General features: G+C 65.8%; 18 protein-coding genes. 11 read left to right on the top strand and 7 right to left on the bottom strand.

Annotated features, from left to right (window positions below):
- The first annotated feature begins 52 nt into the window (after window positions 1-52).
- The 6 genes from tsaE to trxA are packed head-to-tail and all read left to right on the top strand — an operon-like array spanning window position 53 to window position 8986.
- Window positions 53-601, top strand: a complete 549-nt coding sequence (gene tsaE / locus ACTG4J_RS03840) for a tRNA (adenosine(37)-N6)-threonylcarbamoyltransferase complex ATPase subunit type 1 TsaE (RefSeq protein WP_439137262.1) — start codon at window positions 53-55, stop codon at window positions 599-601.
- Window positions 598-1572, top strand: coding sequence for an aminoglycoside phosphotransferase family protein (locus ACTG4J_RS03835; RefSeq protein WP_439137261.1), 975 nt, complete (start codon window positions 598-600; stop codon window positions 1570-1572). The genes tsaE and ACTG4J_RS03835 overlap by 4 nt, the downstream gene beginning before the upstream one ends.
- On the top strand, window positions 1569-2258 hold the full coding sequence (locus ACTG4J_RS03830) for a nucleotidyltransferase family protein (protein WP_439137259.1): 690 nt from the start codon (window positions 1569-1571) through the stop codon (window positions 2256-2258). The genes ACTG4J_RS03835 and ACTG4J_RS03830 overlap by 4 nt, the downstream gene beginning before the upstream one ends.
- Window positions 2251-5229 (top strand): double-strand break repair protein AddB, encoded by a 2979-nt coding sequence (gene addB, locus ACTG4J_RS03825; protein ID WP_439137258.1) that lies wholly within the window; start codon window positions 2251-2253, stop codon window positions 5227-5229. The genes ACTG4J_RS03830 and addB overlap by 8 nt, the downstream gene beginning before the upstream one ends.
- Window positions 5226-8606 (top strand): double-strand break repair helicase AddA, encoded by a 3381-nt coding sequence (gene addA / locus ACTG4J_RS03820; RefSeq protein WP_439137256.1) that lies wholly within the window; start codon window positions 5226-5228, stop codon window positions 8604-8606. Before addB ends, addA begins: the two co-directional genes overlap by 4 nt.
- A 59-nt stretch (window positions 8607-8665) precedes the next feature.
- A complete protein-coding gene (gene trxA / locus ACTG4J_RS03815; protein WP_439137254.1) occupies window positions 8666-8986 on the top strand; it encodes a thioredoxin in 321 nt (106 codons plus the stop codon).
- A gap of 50 nt (window positions 8987-9036) precedes the next feature.
- On the opposite strand, the gene ACTG4J_RS03810 is transcribed toward trxA, so the two are convergent.
- From ACTG4J_RS03810 to ACTG4J_RS03800, 3 genes are all read right to left on the bottom strand, one after another.
- Window positions 9037-9402 (bottom strand): NirD/YgiW/YdeI family stress tolerance protein, encoded by a 366-nt coding sequence (locus ACTG4J_RS03810; RefSeq protein WP_439137252.1) that lies wholly within the window; start codon window positions 9400-9402, stop codon window positions 9037-9039.
- 11 nt (window positions 9403-9413) lie between these two features.
- Window positions 9414-9587: a hypothetical protein gene (locus ACTG4J_RS03805; protein WP_439137250.1), complete on the bottom strand. Its 174-nt coding sequence runs from the start codon at window positions 9585-9587 to the stop codon at window positions 9414-9416.
- Window positions 9588-9681: 94 nt separating this feature from the next.
- Window positions 9682-11877 carry a transglycosylase domain-containing protein gene (locus ACTG4J_RS03800; protein WP_439137248.1) on the bottom strand — a complete coding sequence of 732 codons (2196 nt, stop codon included), beginning with the start codon at window positions 11875-11877 and terminating at the stop codon, window positions 9682-9684.
- A gap of 268 nt (window positions 11878-12145) precedes the next feature.
- On the opposite strand from ACTG4J_RS03800, the gene ACTG4J_RS03795 reads away from it, so the two are divergent.
- Together ACTG4J_RS03795 and ACTG4J_RS03790 are read left to right on the top strand one after the other, a co-directional pair.
- Window positions 12146-12484: a P-II family nitrogen regulator gene (locus ACTG4J_RS03795; protein WP_213685584.1), complete on the top strand. Its 339-nt coding sequence runs from the start codon at window positions 12146-12148 to the stop codon at window positions 12482-12484.
- 35 nt (window positions 12485-12519) lie between these two features.
- Entirely contained in the window at window positions 12520-13857 is a 1338-nt protein-coding gene (locus ACTG4J_RS03790) for an ammonium transporter (RefSeq protein ID WP_439137246.1), read from the top strand.
- Window positions 13858-13955: 98 nt separating this feature from the next.
- Here ACTG4J_RS03790 and trhO read toward each other — a convergent pair whose 3' ends face one another.
- Entirely contained in the window at window positions 13956-14864 is a 909-nt protein-coding gene (trhO, locus tag ACTG4J_RS03785) for an oxygen-dependent tRNA uridine(34) hydroxylase TrhO (RefSeq protein WP_439137245.1), read from the bottom strand.
- Between the two features lie 79 nt (window positions 14865-14943).
- Between trhO and pncA the strand changes: the two genes are divergently transcribed.
- On the top strand, window positions 14944-15549 hold the full coding sequence (gene pncA / locus ACTG4J_RS03780; protein ID WP_439137243.1) for a bifunctional nicotinamidase/pyrazinamidase: 606 nt from the start codon (window positions 14944-14946) through the stop codon (window positions 15547-15549).
- A 15-nt stretch (window positions 15550-15564) separates the two neighbouring features.
- On the opposite strand, the gene ACTG4J_RS03775 is transcribed toward pncA, so the two are convergent.
- The 3 genes from ACTG4J_RS03775 to efp form a co-directional block, all read right to left on the bottom strand.
- Window positions 15565-16602 carry a YeeE/YedE thiosulfate transporter family protein gene (locus tag ACTG4J_RS03775; protein ID WP_439137241.1) on the bottom strand — a complete coding sequence of 346 codons (1038 nt, stop codon included), beginning with the start codon at window positions 16600-16602 and terminating at the stop codon, window positions 15565-15567.
- A gap of 195 nt (window positions 16603-16797) precedes the next feature.
- Complete coding sequence (locus tag ACTG4J_RS03770) at window positions 16798-17931, bottom strand: THUMP domain-containing class I SAM-dependent RNA methyltransferase (RefSeq protein ID WP_439137239.1); 1134 nt, start codon at window positions 17929-17931, stop codon at window positions 16798-16800.
- 12 nt (window positions 17932-17943) lie between these two features.
- On the bottom strand, window positions 17944-18510 hold the full coding sequence (gene efp / locus ACTG4J_RS03765) for an elongation factor P (protein WP_439137237.1): 567 nt from the start codon (window positions 18508-18510) through the stop codon (window positions 17944-17946).
- Between the two features lie 88 nt (window positions 18511-18598).
- Between efp and epmA the strand changes: the two genes are divergently transcribed.
- Window positions 18599-19606, top strand: coding sequence for an EF-P lysine aminoacylase EpmA (gene epmA / locus ACTG4J_RS03760; protein WP_439137236.1), 1008 nt, complete (start codon window positions 18599-18601; stop codon window positions 19604-19606).
- A 52-nt stretch (window positions 19607-19658) separates the two neighbouring features.
- Window positions 19659-20929 (top strand): nicotinate phosphoribosyltransferase (gene pncB / locus ACTG4J_RS03755; protein WP_439137234.1); only part of this gene is annotated, 1271 nt, incomplete at its 3' end.

The raw sequence follows: 20929 nt of genomic DNA, 5'->3' as shown, positions 1-20929 counted from the left end.
CGCCACGATCGCGCGTTGCAGCTTTGGATGGGATGGCTACACTTGCGCCGTGATGAGCGCCCCACATATTCCAACCGCCGATCCCGATCTTGCGCCGCTTCCCGCGGGTTGGATCGCCCATGCCAGCCGCGCGCTGGCCGGGTCTGATGCGACCGCCGCGCTGGCGCAGGCCATGGCCCCGCACCTCGGCCCCGGCGATTGCGTGCTGCTGCAAGGTCAGTTGGGCGCGGGCAAAAGCCATTTCGCGCGCGCCTTGATCCGCGCCTTGCTCGGCCCGGATGCGCAGAATACCGATATCCCCTCGCCCAGCTTCACCCTTGTCCAAAGCTATGACACCCCTTCGGGCGAGGTCTGGCATGCCGATCTCTATCGCCTCTCCGATCCGTATGAGATCATTGAACTCGGCCTTGATCTGGCGATGGATCAGGCGATCTGCCTGATCGAATGGCCCGACCGAATCGCCCCGGATTGGCCCGCCGATGCCGTCTGCTTGCGGCTCGAGACCCCGCCCCAAACCCCCGAGGCGCGGACCGCGACCCTGATCGCGCCGCGGCAGAACGATCTGGCGGCGCGCCTCACCCCTGCGATGGTGCGCCCATGACCGCGGCGCTGGTGCCGTTCTTGGATGCGGCCGGTTGGCACGATGCCGCGCAGATGCCATTGGCGGGTGATGCATCGTCCCGGCGATACCTGCGCCTTGCGCGCGGCGATGACAGCGCCATCGTGATGCAGGCCCCGGTCGCAACCGAGGCCGAGCGTGACAGCCTTGCCGCCTTTTTGCGCATCGGCGACCATCTGACCGCGCTGGGCCTTTCCGCGCCCAAGATCTTTGCCGCCGATCCGGCCGCCGGCCTGCTGTTGCTCGAGGATTTCGGCGATGCCACCTTGGCGCGGCTGTTGCAGCGCGACCCTGACCTTGCCCATACGGCCTATCTTGCCGCCTGCACGGTGATCGACGCGCTTGCAAAGGCCGCGCTGCCCGATTGGATCGCCCGCCCCGACCCCAAGGCACAGGCAGGCATGATCACGCTGACGCTCGATTTCTTGCCACAAGCCCATGGGCTGGCCGATCTTGAACCGATGCTCGCCACCGCGCTTGCCACCCATGCCGATGGCCCCCCGGTCATCGCCTTGCGCGATTATCACGGCGACAATCTGATATGGTTGCCCGACCGCGACGGCCCGGCGCGTGTCGGGCTCTTGGATTTCCAAGATGGCGTGGCACTGCCCTTGGGCTATGATCTAGCCGCGCTGCTCGACGATCCGCGCCGCGATATTCCCGCCCAATGGCGCGCCGCGCTGATCGCGCGTTTCGCGGCGGTCCACGGGTTTGCAACGGACCAAGCCGCCGCGCGCATCGCGACGCTGTCGCTTTTGCGCAACCTGCGCATCTTGGGCATTTTCCACCGCTTGGCGGGGCAGGGGGGCAAGCCGCAGTATCGCGCCTATCTGCCGCGCACGGGTGCCTTGATCGACCGCGCCGTGGCCGACCCGGCCTTGGCCGATCTGCGCGCGCCCGTGGCCGCATTGCGCGCCCTGACCGCCCCATGGGCCGAAGGCGTCGCTGCATGAGGCCCGACGTGATGATCCTCGCCGCCGGTTTCGGCACCCGCATGGGCGCGCTGACCGCCATGCGCCCCAAACCGCTGATCCCCGTCGCGGGCCGCGCGCTCTTGGATCACGCCATTACTGCGGCGCGCGCAGGCGGCGGGCGGATCGCGGTCAATGCCCATTACCGCGCCGATCAGATCGCGGCGCATCTGGCCGCCCACCACCCCGATATCGCCCTGTCGGTCGAGGCGCCCGCGATCCTCGATTCCGGCGGCGGCATCAAACGCGCGTTGCCGCATCTGGGCACTGACCCCATCGCCACGCTCAACGCCGATGCGGTCTGGTCCGGCCCCGACCCGCTGTCGCTGTTGGTGCAGGGATGGGATGGCGCGCGCATGGGTGCGCTGGTGCTTTTGGTGCCGCGCGCGCGCGCGGTAGGGCGGCAAGGCGGCGGCGATTTCTCCCCTGACGCGCAAGGGCGGCTCACATGGGACCGGGCGGAGGGCGGGCTGATCCATACCGGCGCGCAGCTGATCGCGCCCGCCCTTCTGGCCGACCACCCGGCGGATGTGTTCTCGCTCCGCGACATCTGGCAAGCGCTGATGGATGAGGGCCGCTTGTTCGGCGTCACCTATCCCGGCCATTGGGCCGATGTCGGCCACCCCGAAGGCCTTGCACTGGCCGAGGCGATGCTGACCGATGCGTGACCTCTTCCCTCCCGCCACCGGCCCCCGGCTTTACGCCACCCCCCTTGGCGTCGATTTCTGCGCGGCATTGATCGACGGGCTTGATACGCTTTTGGCCGATCACCCGCCCGAGGCGATCGCGCGCGTCGATCTCTATGTCGCCAATGCGCGGATGGAGCGCCGCTTGCGCAGCCTTTACGCACAGCGCGGTGCGGGCTTTCTGCCGCGCATCCGCCCGGTGCTGGCGCTGGGCGAGGATGCCGATATCGCGGGTATCCCCGCCGCCATCCCGCCCTTGCGGCTCCGGCTGGAACTGGTCCGGCTGATCGGCGCGCTGCTCGATCACAACCCCGAACTGGCCCCGCGCACCGCGCTTTACGATCTGGCCGATAGCTTGGCCGACCTGATGAGCGAGATGTACGAAGAAGGCGTCAGCCCTGCCGCGATCGCCACGCTCGACATCACCGAGCATGCCGAGCATTGGCAGCGCGCGCAGAGCTTTCTCAAGATCGTGACCAAATTCATGGCCGATGAGGCGGCGCTGACCCAATCGGCGCGCCAAACCCGGATCGTGGCGGCCAAGGCCGCGCGCTGGCGCGATGAACCGCCCGCCCATCCGGTGATCGTCGCGGGCTCGACCGGGTCGCGCGGGGCGACGGCGCAGCTGATGACGGCGGTCGCGGGGCTGCCGCAGGGGGCGGTGATCTTGCCGGGCCTCGACCGTGCCATGCCGCGCGATGTCTGGACGCGGCTTTTGCAAGACCGCCATGCCGGTCTCGATGGCGAAGATCATCCACAATACCGGCTTGCCAAATTCGCCGATCGCTTGGGGATCGACCCCCATGACATCCCCGATTGGCCCGCCGCATCCCGGCCCGTGGCGGGACGCGGCGCCATCGTGTCGCTGGCTCTGCGCCCCGCGCCCGTCACCGATCAATGGCTGGCCGAGGCGCCGCTTCTGCGCGATGTCGGCGCCGCGATGCAAGGCGTCACCCTGCTCGAAGCCCCCAACCCGCAGGCCGAGGCGACCGCCATCGCGCTGCGTCTGCGCCAAGCGGTGCATGAGGGCCAGCGCGCCGCCGTCATCGCGCCCGACCGGGTGCTGACGCGCCAGATCACGGCTGCCTTGGCGCGCTGGGGCATCCGCCCCGATGACAGCGCGGGCCAACCCCTTTCGCTTGTCCCGCCGGGCCGTTTCCTGCGTCATATCGCGGCGCTCGAAGCGCGCCCCGCCGACCCCGAAAGCCTTGCGGTCATCCTCAAGCATCCCTTGTGCCACACCGGCATGGCACGCGGCGATCACCTCAGGCGCACCCGCGATCTTGAGTTGCAACTGCTCCGCCGCAAGCCCGGCATGCCCAGCCGCGCCGCGCTTGTCGCTTGGGCTGCAAAGCGCGAAGGGGATGAGGGTGTCATGGATTGGGTCGCGTGGCTGGCCGATCATGTCCTCGCCCCCGTCGACCCCGCCCCCATGCCGTTTGCCGACCGCGTCGCGCGCCATGCCGCGCGCGCCGATGCGCTCGCCGCCGGACCGGGCCAAGCCGGAAGCGGCGATCTCTACAAGGAAATGGCGGGCGAGGCCGCCGCCGCGCTGATGGCCGAGCTTCAGGCCGAGGCCGCCCATGGTGGCCCGATCTCGGCGTTGGATTACCGCGATCTTTTCGATGCCCTCACCCGCGACCGCGAGGTGCGCCAGCCGCTTTTCCCCCATGCCGATGTGCTGATCTGGGGCACGCAAGAGGCCCGCGTCCAAGGCGCCGACCTGTTGATCTGCGCGGGGCTGAATGATGGGGTCTGGCCACCCGCACCCGGTGCCGATCCGTGGCTGAACCGCGCCTTGCGCGCAACGGTCGGGCTGCGCTTGCCCGACCGGGTGATCGGGCTGTCGGCGCATGATTTCCAACAGGCGATCTGCGCCTCCGAGGTCTGGCTGACCCGCGCCGCCCGCAATGCCGAGACCGACACCATCCCCTCGCGCTGGCTCAACCGCCTGATCAACCTGATGGAGGGCGCCAGCGATGAGACCCGCACGGCGCTTGAACAGATGCGCGACCGTGGCGCCGGAAGCCTTGCGATGGCCACGGCCTTGCTGACGCCCAAGGCGACCATCCCCTTCGCGCCGCGCCCATCGCCGGCACCGCCGCTTGCCGCAAGGCCCAAACGCCTTGCTTTGACCGAGGTCGAGAAACTGATCCGTGATCCTTACGCGATCTATGCGACCCATGTGCTGGGCCTGCGCGCGCTCGACCCGCTGCGCAGTGACCCTGATGCTAGGCTGCGCGGCACGATCTTGCACAAGGTGCTTGAGCTGTTCCTGAAGGAAACACGTGACGCCCTGCCGCCCCCGGAGGCGGCCTTGGCGCTGTTGCTCGGGCTCACCGATCGTGTGCTGGACGACGAGGCCCCTTTTCCAGCGGTGCGCCGCATGTGGCGCGCGCGCATGGGCCGCGCGGCGGGCTTTTTCCTCGAGACCGAGATCATCCGCCGCCAGCGCGGCACACCCCTTGCCCCCGAGGCGAAATCGGAATGGCTTGTTCCCGGCACCGGCGTCACGCTGGTGGGCAAGGCCGACCGCATCGACCGCATGCAAGATGGCCGTTTCGCGATCTACGACTACAAGACCGGCGCGCCGCCCACGCCCAAGGAACAGGAATTCTTCAACAAACAGCTTTGGATCGAGGCGCTGATGGTTGGCGCGGGCTGTTTCGGTCTGCCCAAGGGTAGCGTCGCGGGCCATATCGCCTATATCGGCCTCGGCGCGAAACCCGATGTGGTGGCCCATGATCCCAGCGCCGATGAACTGGCCGCGATGTCTGGCAAGTTGATCACACGGCTGGGGCATATGAGCGACCCGTCTTGGGGCTTTTCCGCGCGCCGCGCCGTGCCCGATACACGCTTCAAGGGTGATTTCGACCAACTCGCCCGGCATGGCGAATGGGATGAAACGGACCCGCCCGTGATCATCCCCGTCGGTCAAGGCGGTGAGCCATGAACGAGGCAAGCCGCGCCCAGATCAAGGCCGCAGCGCCCGCCACCTCGGTCTGGCTGTCGGCCAATGCTGGTTCGGGCAAGACCCGCGTGCTGACTGACCGCGTGGCGCGGCTTTTGCTGCAAGGCGTGCGGCCCGAACGCATCTTGTGCCTGACCTATACCAAGGCCGCCGCGATGGAGATGCAGAACCGCCTGTTCAAACGCTTGGGCGAATGGGCGATGATGCCCGACGCCAAGCTGCGCGCCGCGCTGCAAGAGATCGGCGAGGATGCGATCGACCCCGACAGGCTGGGCCGGGCGCGTACGCTGTTTGCCCGCGCGATCGAGGCACCGGGCGGCCTCAAGATCCAGACCATCCATTCCTTCTGCGCCGCGATCTTGCGCCGTTTCCCGCTCGAGGCGGGCGTCAGCCCCGGTTTCACCGAGATCGACGAGCGTGTGCAGGCCCGGCTGATCGCCGATCTGCTGGATGATATCGCCGATGGCGCCGCCGCCGATGCCATCGACGCGGTCGCCGATCTGCTCAGCGATGATGACGGTTTGCGCAAGCTGGCCCGCGCCGTGGCGGGCGCGGCCGATGCGCTGGCCGATCCATGGGATTGGCCCGCCATCTGCGACTGGGCAGGTATCGCGCCCGGCCTGACCACGGACCGCATCTTCGCAACTGCCCTTGATGGTGGCGAGGCCGATCTTGCCAAGGCGCTGATCGCCCATCTCGACCCCGGGACGACGACACAGGCCCGGCTGATCGAACGGCTCGAAACGATGCCATGGGATGCCATGACACTCGCCGATCTGGCCGCGTTGGAGGCCGCCTGTCTGACCATGTCCGGCAAGGACGAGGGCCTGCCCAAAGCCATCGCCAATGCCGCCGTGCGCAAGGCGATGGGCCCCGATCTGGTCGCGGCCTATGACGATCTGGCCGAACGGGTGGCCGAGGCGCGCCCCCTGCGCCTTGGGCTGATGACCGCGCGGCGGACCCATGCGCTGCACTGCTTTGCCGCCGCTTTCCTGCCCCGCTACGCGCAGGCCAAAGCCTTGCGCGGCTGGCTTGATTTCGACGATCTGATCCGTGCCACAAGGCGGCTGCTCACCACCGAGAAAATGGCCCAATGGGTGCTTTTCCGCCTCGATGGCGGGATCGACCATATCTTGGTCGACGAGGCGCAAGATACCAGCCCCGCGCAATGGGAGATCGTCAAGACGCTCGCCGCCGAGTTCGCCGCGGGCGAGGGGGCCCGCCCCGAAATCGACCGCACCATCTTTGTCGTGGGTGACAAGAAACAGTCGATCTATTCCTTCCAAGGGGCCGATCCCAAGGGCTTCGACCTGATGCGCGACCATTTCGCCGCGCGCTTGGCCGAGGTGGATATGCCCTTCCATCCCGGCGAGTTGCTGTATTCCTTCCGGTCCTCCCCGGTGATCCTGTCGCTGGTCGACCGCGTCGCCAATGGCGCGGGCGCGCCGGGTGTGGGGCCCGATGTCTTGCACAAGGCCTATCATGGCACCCATCCCGGCCGCGTCGATCTCTGGCCCGCCATCCCCGAGACGCGTCAGCCCGAAAAAGTCGCGTGGGAAGACCCCCAAGACCTCGTGACCGAGGATCATCATACCAGCCTCTTGGCCAATGCCATTGCCAAGCGCATCGCCGCCATGATCGCTGCGGGTGAGCCGATCACCATCAAGTCCGAACGCCGCGCCGTGACGGCGGGCGACATCTTGATCTTGGTCCAGCGCCGCTCGAGCCTGTTTCACAAGATCATCGCCGCCCTCAAAACCGCCGAATTGCCCGTCGCGGGTGTTGATCGCGCCGCCATCGCCGAGCCTTTGGCCGTCAAGGATCTGATCGCGCTCATGCGCTTCTTGGCCCTGCCCGAGGATGATCTGTCGCTGGCCACGCTGCTGCGTTCGCCACTTTGTGGCTGGAGCGAGGGGGCGCTTTACGATCTGGCCCAGCCAAGGCCGCAAGGCAGCACGCTCTGGGCGGCATTGCGCGATGCCGAAGGCCGCTGGCCCGAGACGCTCGCCATGCTGCGCGATCTGCGCGATCAGGCCGATTACCTGCGACCCTACGACCTGCTGGAACGGGCCTTGATCGATCATGGCGGGCGCGAACGGCTGATCGCGCGGCTCGGCCCCGAGGCCGAGGATGCCATCGCCGCCATGCTCGACCAAGCACTGTCCTACGAAGCGATGGAGGTGCCGAGCCTGACCGGTTTCGTCGGCTGGCTCGAGGCGGGCGAGGTGACGGTGAAACGCGATCTGGCCAAGCCCAACGGCCAGATCCGCGTGATGACCGTGCATGGTGCCAAGGGGCTCGAGGCACCCGTGGTGATCTTGCCCGATACCGCCATCCCGCATCATGGCGGCGGCAACCGGATCGATCTGATCACGCCCGATGATGGCCCCTGTCTCTGGCCCAAACGCGACAGCGCCACCGCACCCGTGCGCGACGCGCTGGCCGCGCGCGCAAGCGCGCAAGACGAAGAGCGCAATCGCCTGCTCTATGTCGCGATGACGCGCGCCGAAAGCTGGCTGATCGTGGCCGCGGCGGGCAAGGTCACCAACCAAAACCCCGATCCCACCCATAGCTGGTATGCCACCATCGCCGATGCCATGCAGGGCTGCGGTGCCACCCAATATGCGCCGCCCGAAATTCCGGGTGATGGCGGCCTGCGTCTGCAAACCGGCGATTGGTCGCCCATGACCGCACCGCCCGCGCCGCCGCCGCCCCCCGTCGCCCTGCCCGATTGGGCGATGACCCCGGCCCCGCCGGCCCGCAGGCAAGAGCAAGGGCGCAGCCCCTCGGACCTTGGCGGCGACAAGATCATCGCCGATGCCGATGACGGGCTTGCCGAAGCGGCCGCCTTGCGCCGTGGGCGGTTGATCCACCTGCTGTTGGAGCATCTGCCGCCGATCCCGCCCGCCGCATGGTCCGCCGCCACCCCCGCGATCCTTGCGCGCGAACCCGGCGGTGTGCAGCCCGACGAGGCGGCGACCCTTCTGGCCGAGGCGACGACAAATCTGACCGATCCGGCACTTGCCCATCTCTTCGCCCCCGATACGCTGGCCGAGGTCAGCCTGACCGCCGATACCCCGGCGCTGGGCGGCCAGATGTTGGGTGTGATCGACCGGCTGATCGTCGCCGATACCCATGTGCTGGCCGTCGATTTCAAGACAAACGCCGCCATCCCCGATGATCCGGCTGCGGTGCCCGAGGGGCTGTTGCGCCAAATGGGGGCCTATGCCGCGATGCTGGGGGCGATCTATCCCGATCGCCGGATCGAGACCGCGATCTTGTGGACGCGCGGCGCCCGGCTCATGCCTTTGCCCGGCCCGCTGGTCGCTGCGGCACTGACGCGCGCGGCCGGTGCTTGACCCTGAACCGTGCCATCCTTACCTTCGCCACGATCCCATTCGCCAGGAGGGCAGATGCCATGGCCACACACGCCGTTTCCGACGCTACATTCGACGCCGAAGTGCGCCAGTCCGACATTCCCGTCGTCGTCGATTTTTGGGCCGAATGGTGCGGCCCCTGCAAACAGATCGGCCCAGCCCTTGAAGAGCTGTCCGAGGAATATGCAGGCCGCGTCAAGATCGTGAAGGTCAATGTCGACGAGAACCCGCAAGCGCCGATGCAGATGGGCGTGCGCGGCATCCCCGCGCTGTTCATGTTCAAGAACGGCGAGGTCGTGTCGAACAAGATCGGTGCAGCCCCCAAGGCCGCGTTGCAAAAATGGATCGACGAGGCAGTTTGACCCACCTCCGCGCCAAGGATCAAAGGCGCCCCGCGGGGCGCCTTTTTCGTTCAGTAGCGGTGCGGTAGCGGCACTTGCGTGCCATCGGCGCGGATAATCAATGTCGCGTAAATTTCGCGCGGGAAATCATCATCGACACGGCCCGAAACGGTGATCGTCTCGCCCTGTGTCGCGGGCACCATGTTCGGGCCGACATAGACGGGTATCTGCCCGCTGGCATCCGAGAGGATGAATTCATCCTCATCCGTGATCCTCAGTACCACGCCGCGCAGCGTGACCTCTTGGCCGGGTGCGAGCGCGGCGATTTTCTGGTTCTGGGCCATCTCGCCCTTGCCCGCAGCCGCGGAAACGAGTGCCGGGCCGGCAAAAGCGAAGGTTGCGGTCATCAGGGCCGCCAGCGCGAATTTCGGTTTCATGACCAGACCCCTCAGTCCAGTGCCACAAGCAACAGCACAAGCGCCGCAAGGCCAGCGGCCACCAGCGCCCAACGCGGCAAGCTGAGCGTCACCGTCTCACGCAGCCAAGCCGAAACATCATGTGTTTGCGATTTCGAAACGGTCTGCGTTTCCGTCTTTTCCTCGATCATCACGATATTCCCCATCTGAAAAACACCAATTCCTGTCAGGTGGCCCTGTGGCGGTGTGGCGACAAGAGAGCCGTGGCTGCTGTCGCGATAGGAAAACCCAATGATCTTGTCAGTTCCGCCCCAAAAGCCCGTTCAAAACCCGCATCAAGATCTGCTCGGCCTCGTCTTGCGGAGCGGTGCCCAAAAGCGTGCCACGCGGTGGCACTGTTTGCGGGCGGGCCAGCACCTCGGCCACCGGGTCGATGGTCATGAGCGCGCTTGCGGGCAGGTCACGATGGATGCGCTCCATCGTCTGGCGCCAGATCTCGGCCGGAAGACCGCCGCCGGTCACCCCGGTCAAGGGGCTGTTGTCATCATAGCCCATCCACACGCCCGCGACGTAATCGCCGGTGAAGCCGATGAACCATGCGTCGCGCTGGCTGTTCGTCGTGCCGGTCTTGCCCGCGACGGGCCGGTCCCGCAGACGGGCGCGCTGGCCTGTGCCCTCGGCCACGGCCATCGACATCATATAGGTCAGTTGCCGCGCGGCATTCTCCGAGATCACGCGCTCTTGTATCCCTGTCACCTGTGCGAAGAGCGGGTCCGCATCGCCCACCAGCCGCAATTCCTGCACACCGTAGGGCAAGACGGCCGAGCCACCGTTAAGAATGCCCGCATAGGCCCCGGTCATCTCGATCAGTGTCGCCTCGGACGCGCCAAGCGCCAGCGCAGGGCCAGCGGCCAGATCGCTTGCGATGCCGAATTGTGCCGCGACGGTGCGCACCAGATCGCGGCCCACATCTTCGGACAGGCGCACCGCGGCGGTGTTGAGCGACCGCTCCAGCGCCTCGGTCAGCGTTACCTCGCCGTAGAATTCGCCTGTATAATTCTCGGGCGACCAAGGGCCAGAGCCAGGAATATTGATCGTCAGCGGCGCGTCGAGGACCAGATCATCGAAGTTCCAGCCAAGATCGAGCGCTGCCGCATAGACGAAGGGCTTGAAGCTCGACCCCGTCTGCCGCATCGCCTGTGACGCGCGGTTGAATAGCCCCGTGCCGGCCGTGTCGCGCCCGCCCACCATCGCGCGCACGGCGCCATCAGCCGACATCACCACGATCGCGGCCTGCGCCTCAGAGCCCTCGCGCACTTGGTTGCTGAAGACGCTGGCCAGCGCCTCTTCGGCGGCTTGCTGCATCGCGGGGTCGAAGGTGGTGCCGATGATCACATCCTCGGTCGTATCGCGGGTCAGGAAATCGGGGCCGGTCGACATGATCCAATCGGCAAAGGCCCCGCCGCGATCCTGCCTTGCAGCACTTGACAGCGTCGCGGGCGCGGCCTGCGCGATCGCGGCTTCGGTTGCGTTCAGATAGCCCTGCGCCTCCATCAGCCGCAGCACGGTGGCCGCCCGCCGCTGGGCGCGTTCAAGATTGCGCGTCGGCGCATAGTAGGAGGGCGCGACCAACAACCCCGCCAGCATCGCCGCTTGCTGTGGGCTGACCGCCGCCGAGGAGACACCGAAATACCGCTGCGCGGCCGCTTCGAACCCGCGCGTGCCCGCCCCCAGAAAGGCGCGGTTCATGTAGATGGAAAGGATCTCATCCTTGGAATAGCGAAATTCCATCGCCAGCGAAAACGGCACCTCTTGCAGCTTGCGCCACAGCGTGGTGCGGCGGCAATCTTGCTCATAGGCGGCTTCGTTTTCCCACGCGGTCGGCACAAATGGCACGCCAAGACACATCAGCTTGGCCACCTGTTGGGTGATCGTCGATCCGCCATGCCCCGATAGCGGGCCGCGCCCCTCGCTCAGGTTGATCCGGATCGCCCCGGCGATACCGCGCGGGCTGATGCCGAAATGGCGATAGAATCGCCGATCCTCGGTCGCGATGATGGCATGCACCAGATGCGGGCTGACGCTGGCCGGGTCGATTGCGCCGCCGAATTGATCGCCGCGCCACGCGAACACCGTGCCATCGCGGTCCAGCATCGTGACCGAGCCACGATGGCGCGCATCCACCACCGCCGCCAGATCGGGCAATTGCGCATAGTAATAGCCCGTCGCGGCCCCCAAGATCAGCATCACCACCGCGGTGCTGCGCCAGATAAAGCCCCAGATGATCCGCCAGATCAGCCTGAAAAACGCCCCGATCCATCCGCGCAAACCCTTTGGCCGAGGCCGCGCTGCGCGTTTGCGCCGGGTCTTGCGTGGTTTGGGCGGGCTGGGCGGTGCGCCGTTGCGCGCTGACTGCGATGCGGGCGCGCTGCGCCTGTCCGCGACAAGGCGGCGACCGCTGGAGCTGGGCCTACGCCCGTTGCCGGTACTACTCATCTCACTGACCTGCCTCTTTTGGACGAAACATATTCAAATTCGAGTCGCTTGTGCACCCATTTCGCTGCGCTGCCGCATCTTTACTTCGCACAAAAAATAATCATCAAAATCAAATTGCGCAAAAATAATGCAACTTCGCCTTCCGGTTGCGCGGATTCTCACCTCCGTCATTGCCCTCAGCCCGACCGCTGCATGTTTTGAGGCGGTGTCGGCCGCAAATGGTCGTGTCGGCCGAAAGAACCGGAACAGCAACCGGAAGGGGTAAGACGTGAAACTCATTATTGCAGCGATCAAGCCGTTCAAGCTCGAGGAGGTCCGGGAAGCCCTGACCACCATCGGCGTACGCGGCATGATGGTGACCGAGATCAAAGGCTTTGGCTCGCAATCCGGTCACACCGAAATCTATCGCGGCGCAGAATACGCCGTGAACTTCGTGCCGAAAGTAAAGCTCGAGATCGTGGTGTCCGATGGCATGGCCGACCAGGTGGTCGAGACCATCCAAAAGACCGCCAAGACCGACAAGATCGGCGACGGCAAGATCTTCGTTCTCGATGTGGAAAGCGCAGTGCGCGTCCGCACGGGCGAGACCAACGACGACGCGGTCTGAACCCGCGCCCTTTCGACGAAAAGGATATCGTAGAGATGAATACAAAGTTTCTTCTCCCGCTCGCAGCCGTGGCGACAGCCGCGCTTGTACCGAGCATGGGCCTTGCCCAGGAGGCGTCGACCGCGCCAGCGGCTGAAACCTCCTATATCTTCACAACGCTGCTGTTCTTGATCGGTGGCTTCCTCGTGTTCTGGATGGCCGCGGGCTTTGCGATGCTCGAGGCGGGCCTTGTGCGTTCCAAGAACGTCACGATGCAGCTGACCAAGAACATCGCGCTCTTCTCGATCGCGGCCGTCATGTATTGGTTGGTGGGCTTCAACCTGATGTATCCCGGCGATGGCTGGATGATCGCAGGCTGGCTCGGCCCGTTCTTCTCGATCACCTCGCTCGAACCCATGGGTTTGGCCGCCGCCGATGCAACAATCGATTACGCCTCGGTCGGCTCCGACTTCTTCTTCCAGCTGATGTTCTGCGCCACTACCGCTTCCATCGTCTCGGGCACCTTGGCCGAGCGGATGAAGCTGTGGCCCTTCCTTGTCTTCGTTGTCGTGCTGACCGGCTTCATCTACCCGATCGAAGCATCGTGGCAGTGGGGCGGTGGCTGGCTCTCGGAAGCGGGCTTCCACGATTTCGCGGGCTCGACCCTCGTACATGCCGCAGGCGGTGCTGCCGCTCTGGCCGGTGCCATCATCCTCGGGCCGCGTATCGGCAAGTACAAGGACGGCAAGGTTGTCCCGATGCCGGGCTCCAACCTCGCACTCGCCACGCTGGGTACCTTCATCCTGTGGCTGGGTTGGTTCGGTTTCAATGGTGGTTCGCAGCTGGCCATGGGCACAGTGGGTGACGTCACCGATGTGTCGCGCATCTTCGCCAACACCAACATGGCGGCTGCCGCCGGTGCCATCGCGGCGCTGATCCTGACGCAGGTGCTTTACGGCAAGGTCGACTTGACCATGGTGCTGAACGGTGCGCTGGCCGGCCTCGTGTCGATCACCGCCGAGCCGCTGGCACCCTCGCTGTTCTTGTCGCTGATCATCGGCGCAATCGGTGGCTTGATCGTCGTCTTGACGGTTCCGCTGCTCGACAAGTTCAAGATCGATGATGTCGTCGGCGCCATCCCGGTGCACTTCTTCGCCGGTATCTGGGGCACGCTGGCCGTGGTCTTGACCGGTGGCTACACCGGCGAGGCGACGCTGGGCGCGCAAATCCTCGGGATCGTCTCGATCATCGCCTTCGTCTTCGTGACCTCGCTGATCGTCTGGGTCGTCCTCAAGGCGGTGATGGGCCTGCGCGTCAGCGCCGAGGCCGAGGTCAACGGGCTCGATGTCTCGGAACTGGGCATGGAAGCATACCCTGACTTCACCAAAGGCTGATCCATCTCCTCCCTTCGGATCATCTCGGGGGCGCCTTTGGGCGCCCCTTTTTTCTTCCGCCCTCTCGATCCGCCATAGCGTGCGCCTTCATGCACACCCTAACGGCCAGATCCCACATGCCGCTCGCCACGCGCTGCGGCCAGCTTGATCTGGCGCTGGCGTTCGCGAAACCGCACCCGGTCGGCCTCGGTATAATCATCGACGCAGCGATGGCACTGCACCCCTTCCTCATAGGCGGGATGGCCCGTATCCACGGCCTCAAGCGGCCGCCTGCAGGCCCGGCACAGCCCATAGGGCAGCACTTCCAGCCCGTGTCCAACCGCGACGCGCTCGTCAAAGACGAAACATCCGCCTTCCCAAAGGCTGTCTTCTTGCGGCACCTCTTCGAGATATTTCAAGATGCCACCCTTGAGGTGATAGACCTCCTCAACGCCTTGCGCCTTGAGAAAGGCCGTCGATTTCTCGCAGCGAATACCGCCGGTGCAGAACATGGCGATGCGCTTGTTGTGAAAGCGCGCGCGGTTTGCCTCCCACCATGCCGGGAAATCGCGAAAGCTGGTTGTGGCGGGGTCGACCGCACCATGAAAGGTGCCGATCGCCACCTCGTAATCATTGCGGGTGTCGATCACGGCGACATCGGGCGCGGAAATCAGCGCGTTCCACTCGGCAGGCGCGACATAGCTTCCCACGATCGCGCGCGGGTCGGTGCCGGGTACGCCCATCGTCACGATCTCGCGCTTGATGCGCACCTTCATCCGGCCAAAGGGCTGGCTTGCGGCCCCGCTTTCCTTCCACTCCAGATCGGCGCAACCAGGCAGCGCCCGGATATGCGCCAGCACCGCATCGATCCCTTCGCGCGGCCCGGCGATGGTGCCGTTGATCCCCTCTTGCGCCAAAAGCAGCGTACCCATCACCGCATGGGCGGTGCAGACCGCGAATAGCGGTTCGCGCAACGCTTCGGGGTCGTCAAAGGGGATGAATTTGTAAAGTGCGGCAACGGTGATCATCTCCGCCAGATACGCCGTTGCGCCGCGCCGCTCAAGCCGTAGGGTAGGGCGACCACGCCCATCTTGGCCGGAGGCCCCCATGCACGACACTACCCATGCGCTTCTCGTCATCGATGTGCAGAACGATTTTTGTCCCGGCGGCGCGCTGGCCGTGGCCGGGGGCGACCAGATCGTGCCCGGTATCAACGCGCTGATGGGTGATTTCTCCGCCGTGATCCTGACACAAGATTGGCACCCCGCAGGCCATTCCTCCTTCGCCGCATCCCATCCCGGCCGCGTCCCCCTCGAGATGATCACCATGCCCTATGGCCCACAGGTGCTGTGGCCCGATCATTGCGTGCAAGGGACGCGCGGTGCCGCATTTCATGCCGATCTTGCGACCGACCGCGCCGATCTGATCATCCGCAAGGGGATGAACCCCGCCATCGACAGCTATTCCGCCTTTTTCGAGAATGATCAGTCAACGCCCACGGGTCTCGATGGCTATCTGCGCAGCCGTGGCATCGCGCATCTGACCATGGTCGGCCTCGCCACCGATTTTTGCGTGAACTATTCCGCCGTCGATGCCGCCAAGCTTGGCTTTGGCGTGACGGTTCGCCAAGATCTCTGCCGCGCCATCGATCTGGGCGGCTCGCTTGCAGCCGCGCAAGACAGTATGCGCGCCTGCGGTGTCATCCTCGCCTAAAACAGATTTAGGCGCTTATTCAGCCGGCATCAAACCACGGCCCGTGCCGCGCCGTGCCAGAACCGCATCGGCGGCATAGATCCCGGCGATGACTGCGCCAAAAGCGATGATCGCGCTCACCCCAAGGGTCGGCAACCCGGCCAAGCCCGCGCCCACGGTGCAACCGCCAGCCAAAACGCCACCCACACCCATCAAGGCAGCCCCGCCAAGGCTCCGCCCCATCTGGCCGGTGGTCGCGAACCCTTCCACGCGGAATTGCCGTGTCGCGCCCGCCGCGACCAGCGCGCCCGCCAAAACCCCACCGACCAGCCCGCCACCAAAGCCCACGCTGGTGACCTGCGCCGCGACGCCCCAGAACAGCGCCTCGGCCCAAGGCCCGGTAAAGCCCAGCCCCTCCATCGCGATCGGGTCGAATTCATCGTAGAGTACAAAGCCCGTGCCGACCCAAGCCAGCGGCACCAACCCACCGATCAGCGCACCACCCAGCAACAGCGGCCAGCGCGCGCCTGTACGCAGTACGACCAGCATCGCCGACCCCGCGATCACCGCTGCCCAAAGCCACGCCGCCCCGGGCAATGACCCCAGCGGCACCACAAAAGCGCCCAAGCTCATCCGCAGCGGCGCAAGCGCGCCCTGCAACGTCGCCTGCGCGGCGAAAGCTGCGACCAAGATCGCCACCAAGGCGCGCAAATTCCCCGTCGCCGACAGCACCGTCAGCCGCGACAAGCATCCCCGGGCCAGCACCGCGCCCAACCCGAACAGCAAGCCGCCCAACACCAAGCCCAGCACCGGCACCGATCCTGCGGTGAAGCGATGCGCGTCGAACGACACCAGCCCCATCGCCACCGCGCCCTGCGTGCCGATCACCGCGACAACTAGCGCCATGGCCCAAACCGCCCGGGCCTCGGCCCGCTCGGCCAGTGGGCCGATCAACGCGCGCCGCAGACAAAACCGTGTCAGCTGCGCCAGCGCGCCGAAACACAGGCCGATCGCCGCCCCAAACCAAAGCGCGGCCACCTGTGGCGTGATCCCAAGACCCAATGTTTCGAACATGGAAAAGCTCCGACAGGCAGGAATAGCCCAGCCCGCGATCTAGGCCTTGGCCGCGCGCATGGCAAATCCCTGCAACGGACGAAAACCTCGGAAAATCGTCGTAAATCGAAACAAGCGTTCCAAAACGCAACCCGATGAACAACATGATCGGTCCCCGCGTCCCATTCCCCTGACAGCGGTCCCTTTTTGCAAGGTTCAGCCGATCGCCCCACGCCAAAGCCAGACCTTGGTGCCGGAATGATCCACCGGCCCCAGCGCCTCCAGCGACAGGCCTGTGGCCTGCGCCAATCCCTTGTCGGATGTCACGATGCCAACCTGCCAGCCCGCGAAGCGCGCGCGCAACGTTGCGCCCAAGGCACCATAGACCGCGAACAGCAGCTTGCGCTCCCCGATCCGCGCCCCATAGGGCGGGTTGGTCAAAATGATCCCCGGCGCGACCCCCTCCGGCGGCATCAGATCGCTGACGGCTTGCCGGGTGAAGTGGCAAACGGCCGATGTTCCCGCGCGTGCGGCATTGCCTTGCGCCCCGCGGATCGCGCCATCATCGCGGTCAAAGCCGAAAAAGCGCGCGCGCCCATCTTTGCTTTCCAAATACTCCGGGGAGCGCGAGGGGCAGCGCCCCTCGTCCCCGCCGCCTGCCAGATGCGCAAAGGCGAAATCGCGCGACCGCCCCGGCACAAGCCCCAAGGCAATCTCGGCCGCCTCCAGCACGATCGTGCCCGATCCGCACATCGGGTCAATCACGCTTTGGGTGCCGTCAAACCCCATCTGCCACAGAAATCCCGCCGCCATCGTCTCGCGCAAGGGCGCCTTGCCGACAAAGGTCTTGTGGCCCCGCCGGTGCAGCGGCTCGCCGCTTGTGTCGATGGAAATGGTGCAAAGATCATCCTCGATCCGCGCCTTGATCACCAGTGCCGCGCCCGATGCGACGGTCATACCCGCCGCCGTGATGGCGCCCGCGATCCGTTGCACCGCTGCCTTGTCATGATAGATTTTCGAGCTTCGGCACACCGCCTCGACCTTGACCGGCACATCGGCGCGCAACCAATCGGCCCAAGGCAGCTTCTTCGCCCGCTTGTCCAGCTGCGCCAGATGCATCGCCCGAAAGCTGGCCACCCGCCACAAGACCCGCACCGCACAACGCAAGACGCAATTGGCGCGCACCGCTTCGGTCAGATCGCCCGCCACTTCTACGCCACCGGCGACGGCCCGCACATCGGCAAAACCCGCGCGCACGGCCTCATCGGCCAAAGGCGCCTCCAGCCCCGGCTGGGCCACCAAAAAAAGACCGCCCGGCACCGTCACCGGGCCGGGCGCATCATCGGCCATCGAAACGATCCTTCAGTCCTTGGCCCGCTCGACATAGGTGGCGTCCTCGGTATTGACCACGACGCGGGTGCCCACGCCGATATGGGCGGGCACCATCACGCGCACGCCATTATCTGCCGTCGCCGGCTTGTAGGAGGATGACGCCGTCTGACCTTTGACCACCGGCTCGGTCTCCATGATCTCGACCGTCACTTTTTGCGGCAATTCGATGGCGATGGCGATCTGGTTATGCACCGACAGATGCACCGACATGCCGTCCTGCAGCCAGACCTTGGTGTCGCCCACCACATCCTCGGTCACGGTGATCTGCTCATAGCTTTGCGGGTCCATGAAATGGAACCCTTCGCCATCGGCATAAAGAAAGGTGAAAACGCTGTCTTCGACATGGGCGCGCATCACGCCCTCGGTGGTTTTCCAGCGTTCGCTGACCTTGGTGCCGTTATCGATCCGGCGCATATCGACCTGCGTCACGGGCGTGCCCTTGCCGGGGTGGAAATTCTCGGCCTTCAAGATGACGTAAAGCACGCCGTCGATATCGACGACATTGCCCTTGCGAAGCTGGGATGCGATGACCTTCATGGAAGCCTCCGGAATTGATGCCGCTTGAGGGGCCGCCGCCCCCGCGTTAGACGCAGCCGTTACCCCATCCGCCGCGAAAGGGCCAGCCATGACATGGTGGCATCGTGATACCCATGCCGACCGTCGCCCCGCGCTCATGGCGCGTGGCCGTATCATGGCCGCGATCCGCCGCTGGTTCGAGGATCAAGGCTTTGTTGAGGTCGATCCCGCCTATCTGGTCGCCTCGCCGGGCAACGAGACGCATCTGCACGCGTTCGAGACCGTGGCGATGGATGACGCGCTCATGCCGCGCAGCCGCTACCTGCACACCTCGCCCGAGTTCGCGATGAAAAAGCTGCTCGCGGCGGGCGAAGAAAAGATCTTCACCCTCGCCCGCGTCTGGCGCAATCGCGAGGGGGGCGCGCGCCATGCGGTCGAATTCACCATGCTCGAATGGTATCGCGCTGGCGCAAGTTACGAGACGCTGATGGAAGATTGCGCCGTCATCCTGCGCCTCGCCGCAACGGCCGCAGGCGTGACCGAATTCCGCCACCGCGACATCACCTGCGACCCCACAGCCGCCCCCATCCGCACCACGCTGGCGGCTGAGGCCGCCCGCCATGGTGTCGACCTGCTCGGCACGCTCGACAATCCCGCAGCCCTCGCCGCGCAACTCAAGGCCATCGGCATCACCCCCGGCGACGATGACACATGGTCCGACCTCTTCTCGCGCCTTCTGACCGCGCGGATCGAACGGGGCTTGGGTTCCGGCCCCGTCATCCTCGATGCCTACCCGGCACCCGAGGCGGCGCTGGCCCGCAAATCCGCCACCGACCCGCGCACCGCCGAACGGTTCGAGCTGTTCGCCTGTGGCGTGGAGCTGGCCAATGCCTTTGGCGAACTGACCGACCCCGCCGAACAGCGCGCGCGCTTCATGGCCGATATGGATGCCAAGGAACGGATCTACGGCACCCGCTACCCGCTGGACGAGGATTTCCTCTCGGCCCTCGCCCATATGCCCCAAGCCGCGGGCTGCGCGCTGGGCTTTGACCGGCTGGTGATGCTCGCCACCCACGCCCCGCGCCTGTCCGACGTGCAATGGACACCGCCCGCCTAGACAAGCCCCGCCCCCCTTGGTCTAACCTCGGGCGCGCGCAAAGGAATCCACCATGGTCGATATCGCCACCCGTGTTCACAATCACAAATGGAAGATCGACCCGATCGTCCGCTCGCTGATCGATACCGATTTCTACAAACTCCTGATGTGCCAGTCGGTGTTCCGCAACCGGCCCGACACCACCGTCACCTTTTCGCTCATCAACCGCACCACGCGCATCCCGCTGGCCCATCTGATCGACGAGGGGGAACTCCGCGAACAGCTCGACCATATCCGCACCCTGCGGCTCACCCGCGGCGAAAGCACTTGGCTGCGCGGCAACATGTTCTACGGCAAGCGCCAGATGTTCACGCCCGAATTCATGGAGTGGTTCGAGGCGCTGCGCCTGCCGCCCTACCACCTCGAACGCGTCGGCGATCAATACGAACTCACCTTCGAGGGCGCGTGGCCCGAAGTCATGCTGTGGGAAATCCCCGCGCTTGCCGTGCTGATGGAACTGCGCTCGCGCGCCGTGCTGCGCCAAATGGGCCGGTTCGAGCTTCAGGTGCTCTACGCCCGCGCCATGACCAAGCTGTGGGAAAAGATCGAGCGCCTGCAACCCATCCCCGACCTGCGCATGGCCGATTTCGGCACCCGCCGCCGCCACTCCTTCCTCTGGCAGGATTGGTGCGTGCAGGCGATGCAAGAGGGGCTGGGCCGCACCTTTGCCGGCACCTCCAACTGCCTGATCGCGAAAAACCGCGACCTCGAGGCGATCGGCACCAACGCCCATGAACTGCCCATGGTCTATGCAGCACTCGCCGATAGCGACGAAGGCCTCGCCCGCGCCCCCTATAGCGTGCTGTCGGATTGGCACGAGGAGCATGACGGCAACCTGCGCATCATCCTGCCCGACACCTATGGCACGGCGGGTTTCCTGAAAAACGCCCCCGACTGGCTGGCCCAATGGACAGGCATGCGCATCGACAGCGGCGATCCCATAGCCGGGGCCGAAACCGCGATCCGCTGGTGGCAAGAGCGGGGCGAGGACCCGCGCGAGAAACTCCTGATCTTCTCCGATGGTCTGGATGTCGACGTGGTCGAGGCGCTCCACCACCGCTTTTCCGGCCGCGTCCGGGTGAGTTTCGGCTGGGGGACGCTGCTGACGAATGACTTCCGCGGGCTGGTCGCCGACGACGCGCTTGCGCCGTTCTCGCTCGTCTGCAAGGCTGTCGCGGCGAACGGCCGCCCCACGGTCAAGCTCTCCGACAACCCCGAAAAGGCGATGGGGCCGGAGGCAGAGATCGCCCGGTACAAGCGGGTGTTTGGGGTGGGGGAGCAGGT

Source organism: Roseicyclus sp. (assembly GCF_965662675.1).
Classification (GTDB): Bacteria; Pseudomonadota; Alphaproteobacteria; order Rhodobacterales; family Rhodobacteraceae; genus Roseicyclus.
Note: the sequence above shows the minus strand (reverse complement) of the source record. Positions and strands in the feature narration are given on the sequence as shown.

Coding starts and splice junctions, on each gene's coding strand:
- tsaE (WP_439137262.1), top strand. CDS start 53: ATGAGCGCCCCACATATTCCAACCGCCGATCCCGATCTTGCGCCGCTT.
- ACTG4J_RS03830 (WP_439137259.1), top strand. CDS start 1,569: ATGAGGCCCGACGTGATGATCCTCGCCGCCGGTTTCGGCACCCGCATG.
- ACTG4J_RS03790 (WP_439137246.1), top strand. CDS start 12,520: ATGAATACAAAGTTTCTTCTCCCGCTCGCAGCCGTGGCGACAGCCGCG.
- ACTG4J_RS03805 (WP_439137250.1), bottom strand. CDS start 9,587: ATGGGGAATATCGTGATGATCGAGGAAAAGACGGAAACGCAGACCGTT.
- trhO (WP_439137245.1), bottom strand. CDS start 14,864: ATGATCACCGTTGCCGCACTTTACAAATTCATCCCCTTTGACGACCCC.
- ACTG4J_RS03800 (WP_439137248.1), bottom strand. CDS start 11,877: ATGAGTAGTACCGGCAACGGGCGTAGGCCCAGCTCCAGCGGTCGCCGC.
- ACTG4J_RS03810 (WP_439137252.1), bottom strand. CDS start 9,402: ATGAAACCGAAATTCGCGCTGGCGGCCCTGATGACCGCAACCTTCGCT.
- pncA (WP_439137243.1), top strand. CDS start 14,944: ATGCACGACACTACCCATGCGCTTCTCGTCATCGATGTGCAGAACGAT.
- addA (WP_439137256.1), top strand. CDS start 5,226: ATGAACGAGGCAAGCCGCGCCCAGATCAAGGCCGCAGCGCCCGCCACC.
- trxA (WP_439137254.1), top strand. CDS start 8,666: ATGGCCACACACGCCGTTTCCGACGCTACATTCGACGCCGAAGTGCGC.
- ACTG4J_RS03775 (WP_439137241.1), bottom strand. CDS start 16,602: ATGTTCGAAACATTGGGTCTTGGGATCACGCCACAGGTGGCCGCGCTT.
- efp (WP_439137237.1), bottom strand. CDS start 18,510: ATGAAGGTCATCGCATCCCAGCTTCGCAAGGGCAATGTCGTCGATATC.
- addB (WP_439137258.1), top strand. CDS start 2,251: ATGCGTGACCTCTTCCCTCCCGCCACCGGCCCCCGGCTTTACGCCACC.
- ACTG4J_RS03835 (WP_439137261.1), top strand. CDS start 598: ATGACCGCGGCGCTGGTGCCGTTCTTGGATGCGGCCGGTTGGCACGAT.
- epmA (WP_439137236.1), top strand. CDS start 18,599: ATGACATGGTGGCATCGTGATACCCATGCCGACCGTCGCCCCGCGCTC.
- ACTG4J_RS03770 (WP_439137239.1), bottom strand. CDS start 17,931: ATGGCCGATGATGCGCCCGGCCCGGTGACGGTGCCGGGCGGTCTTTTT.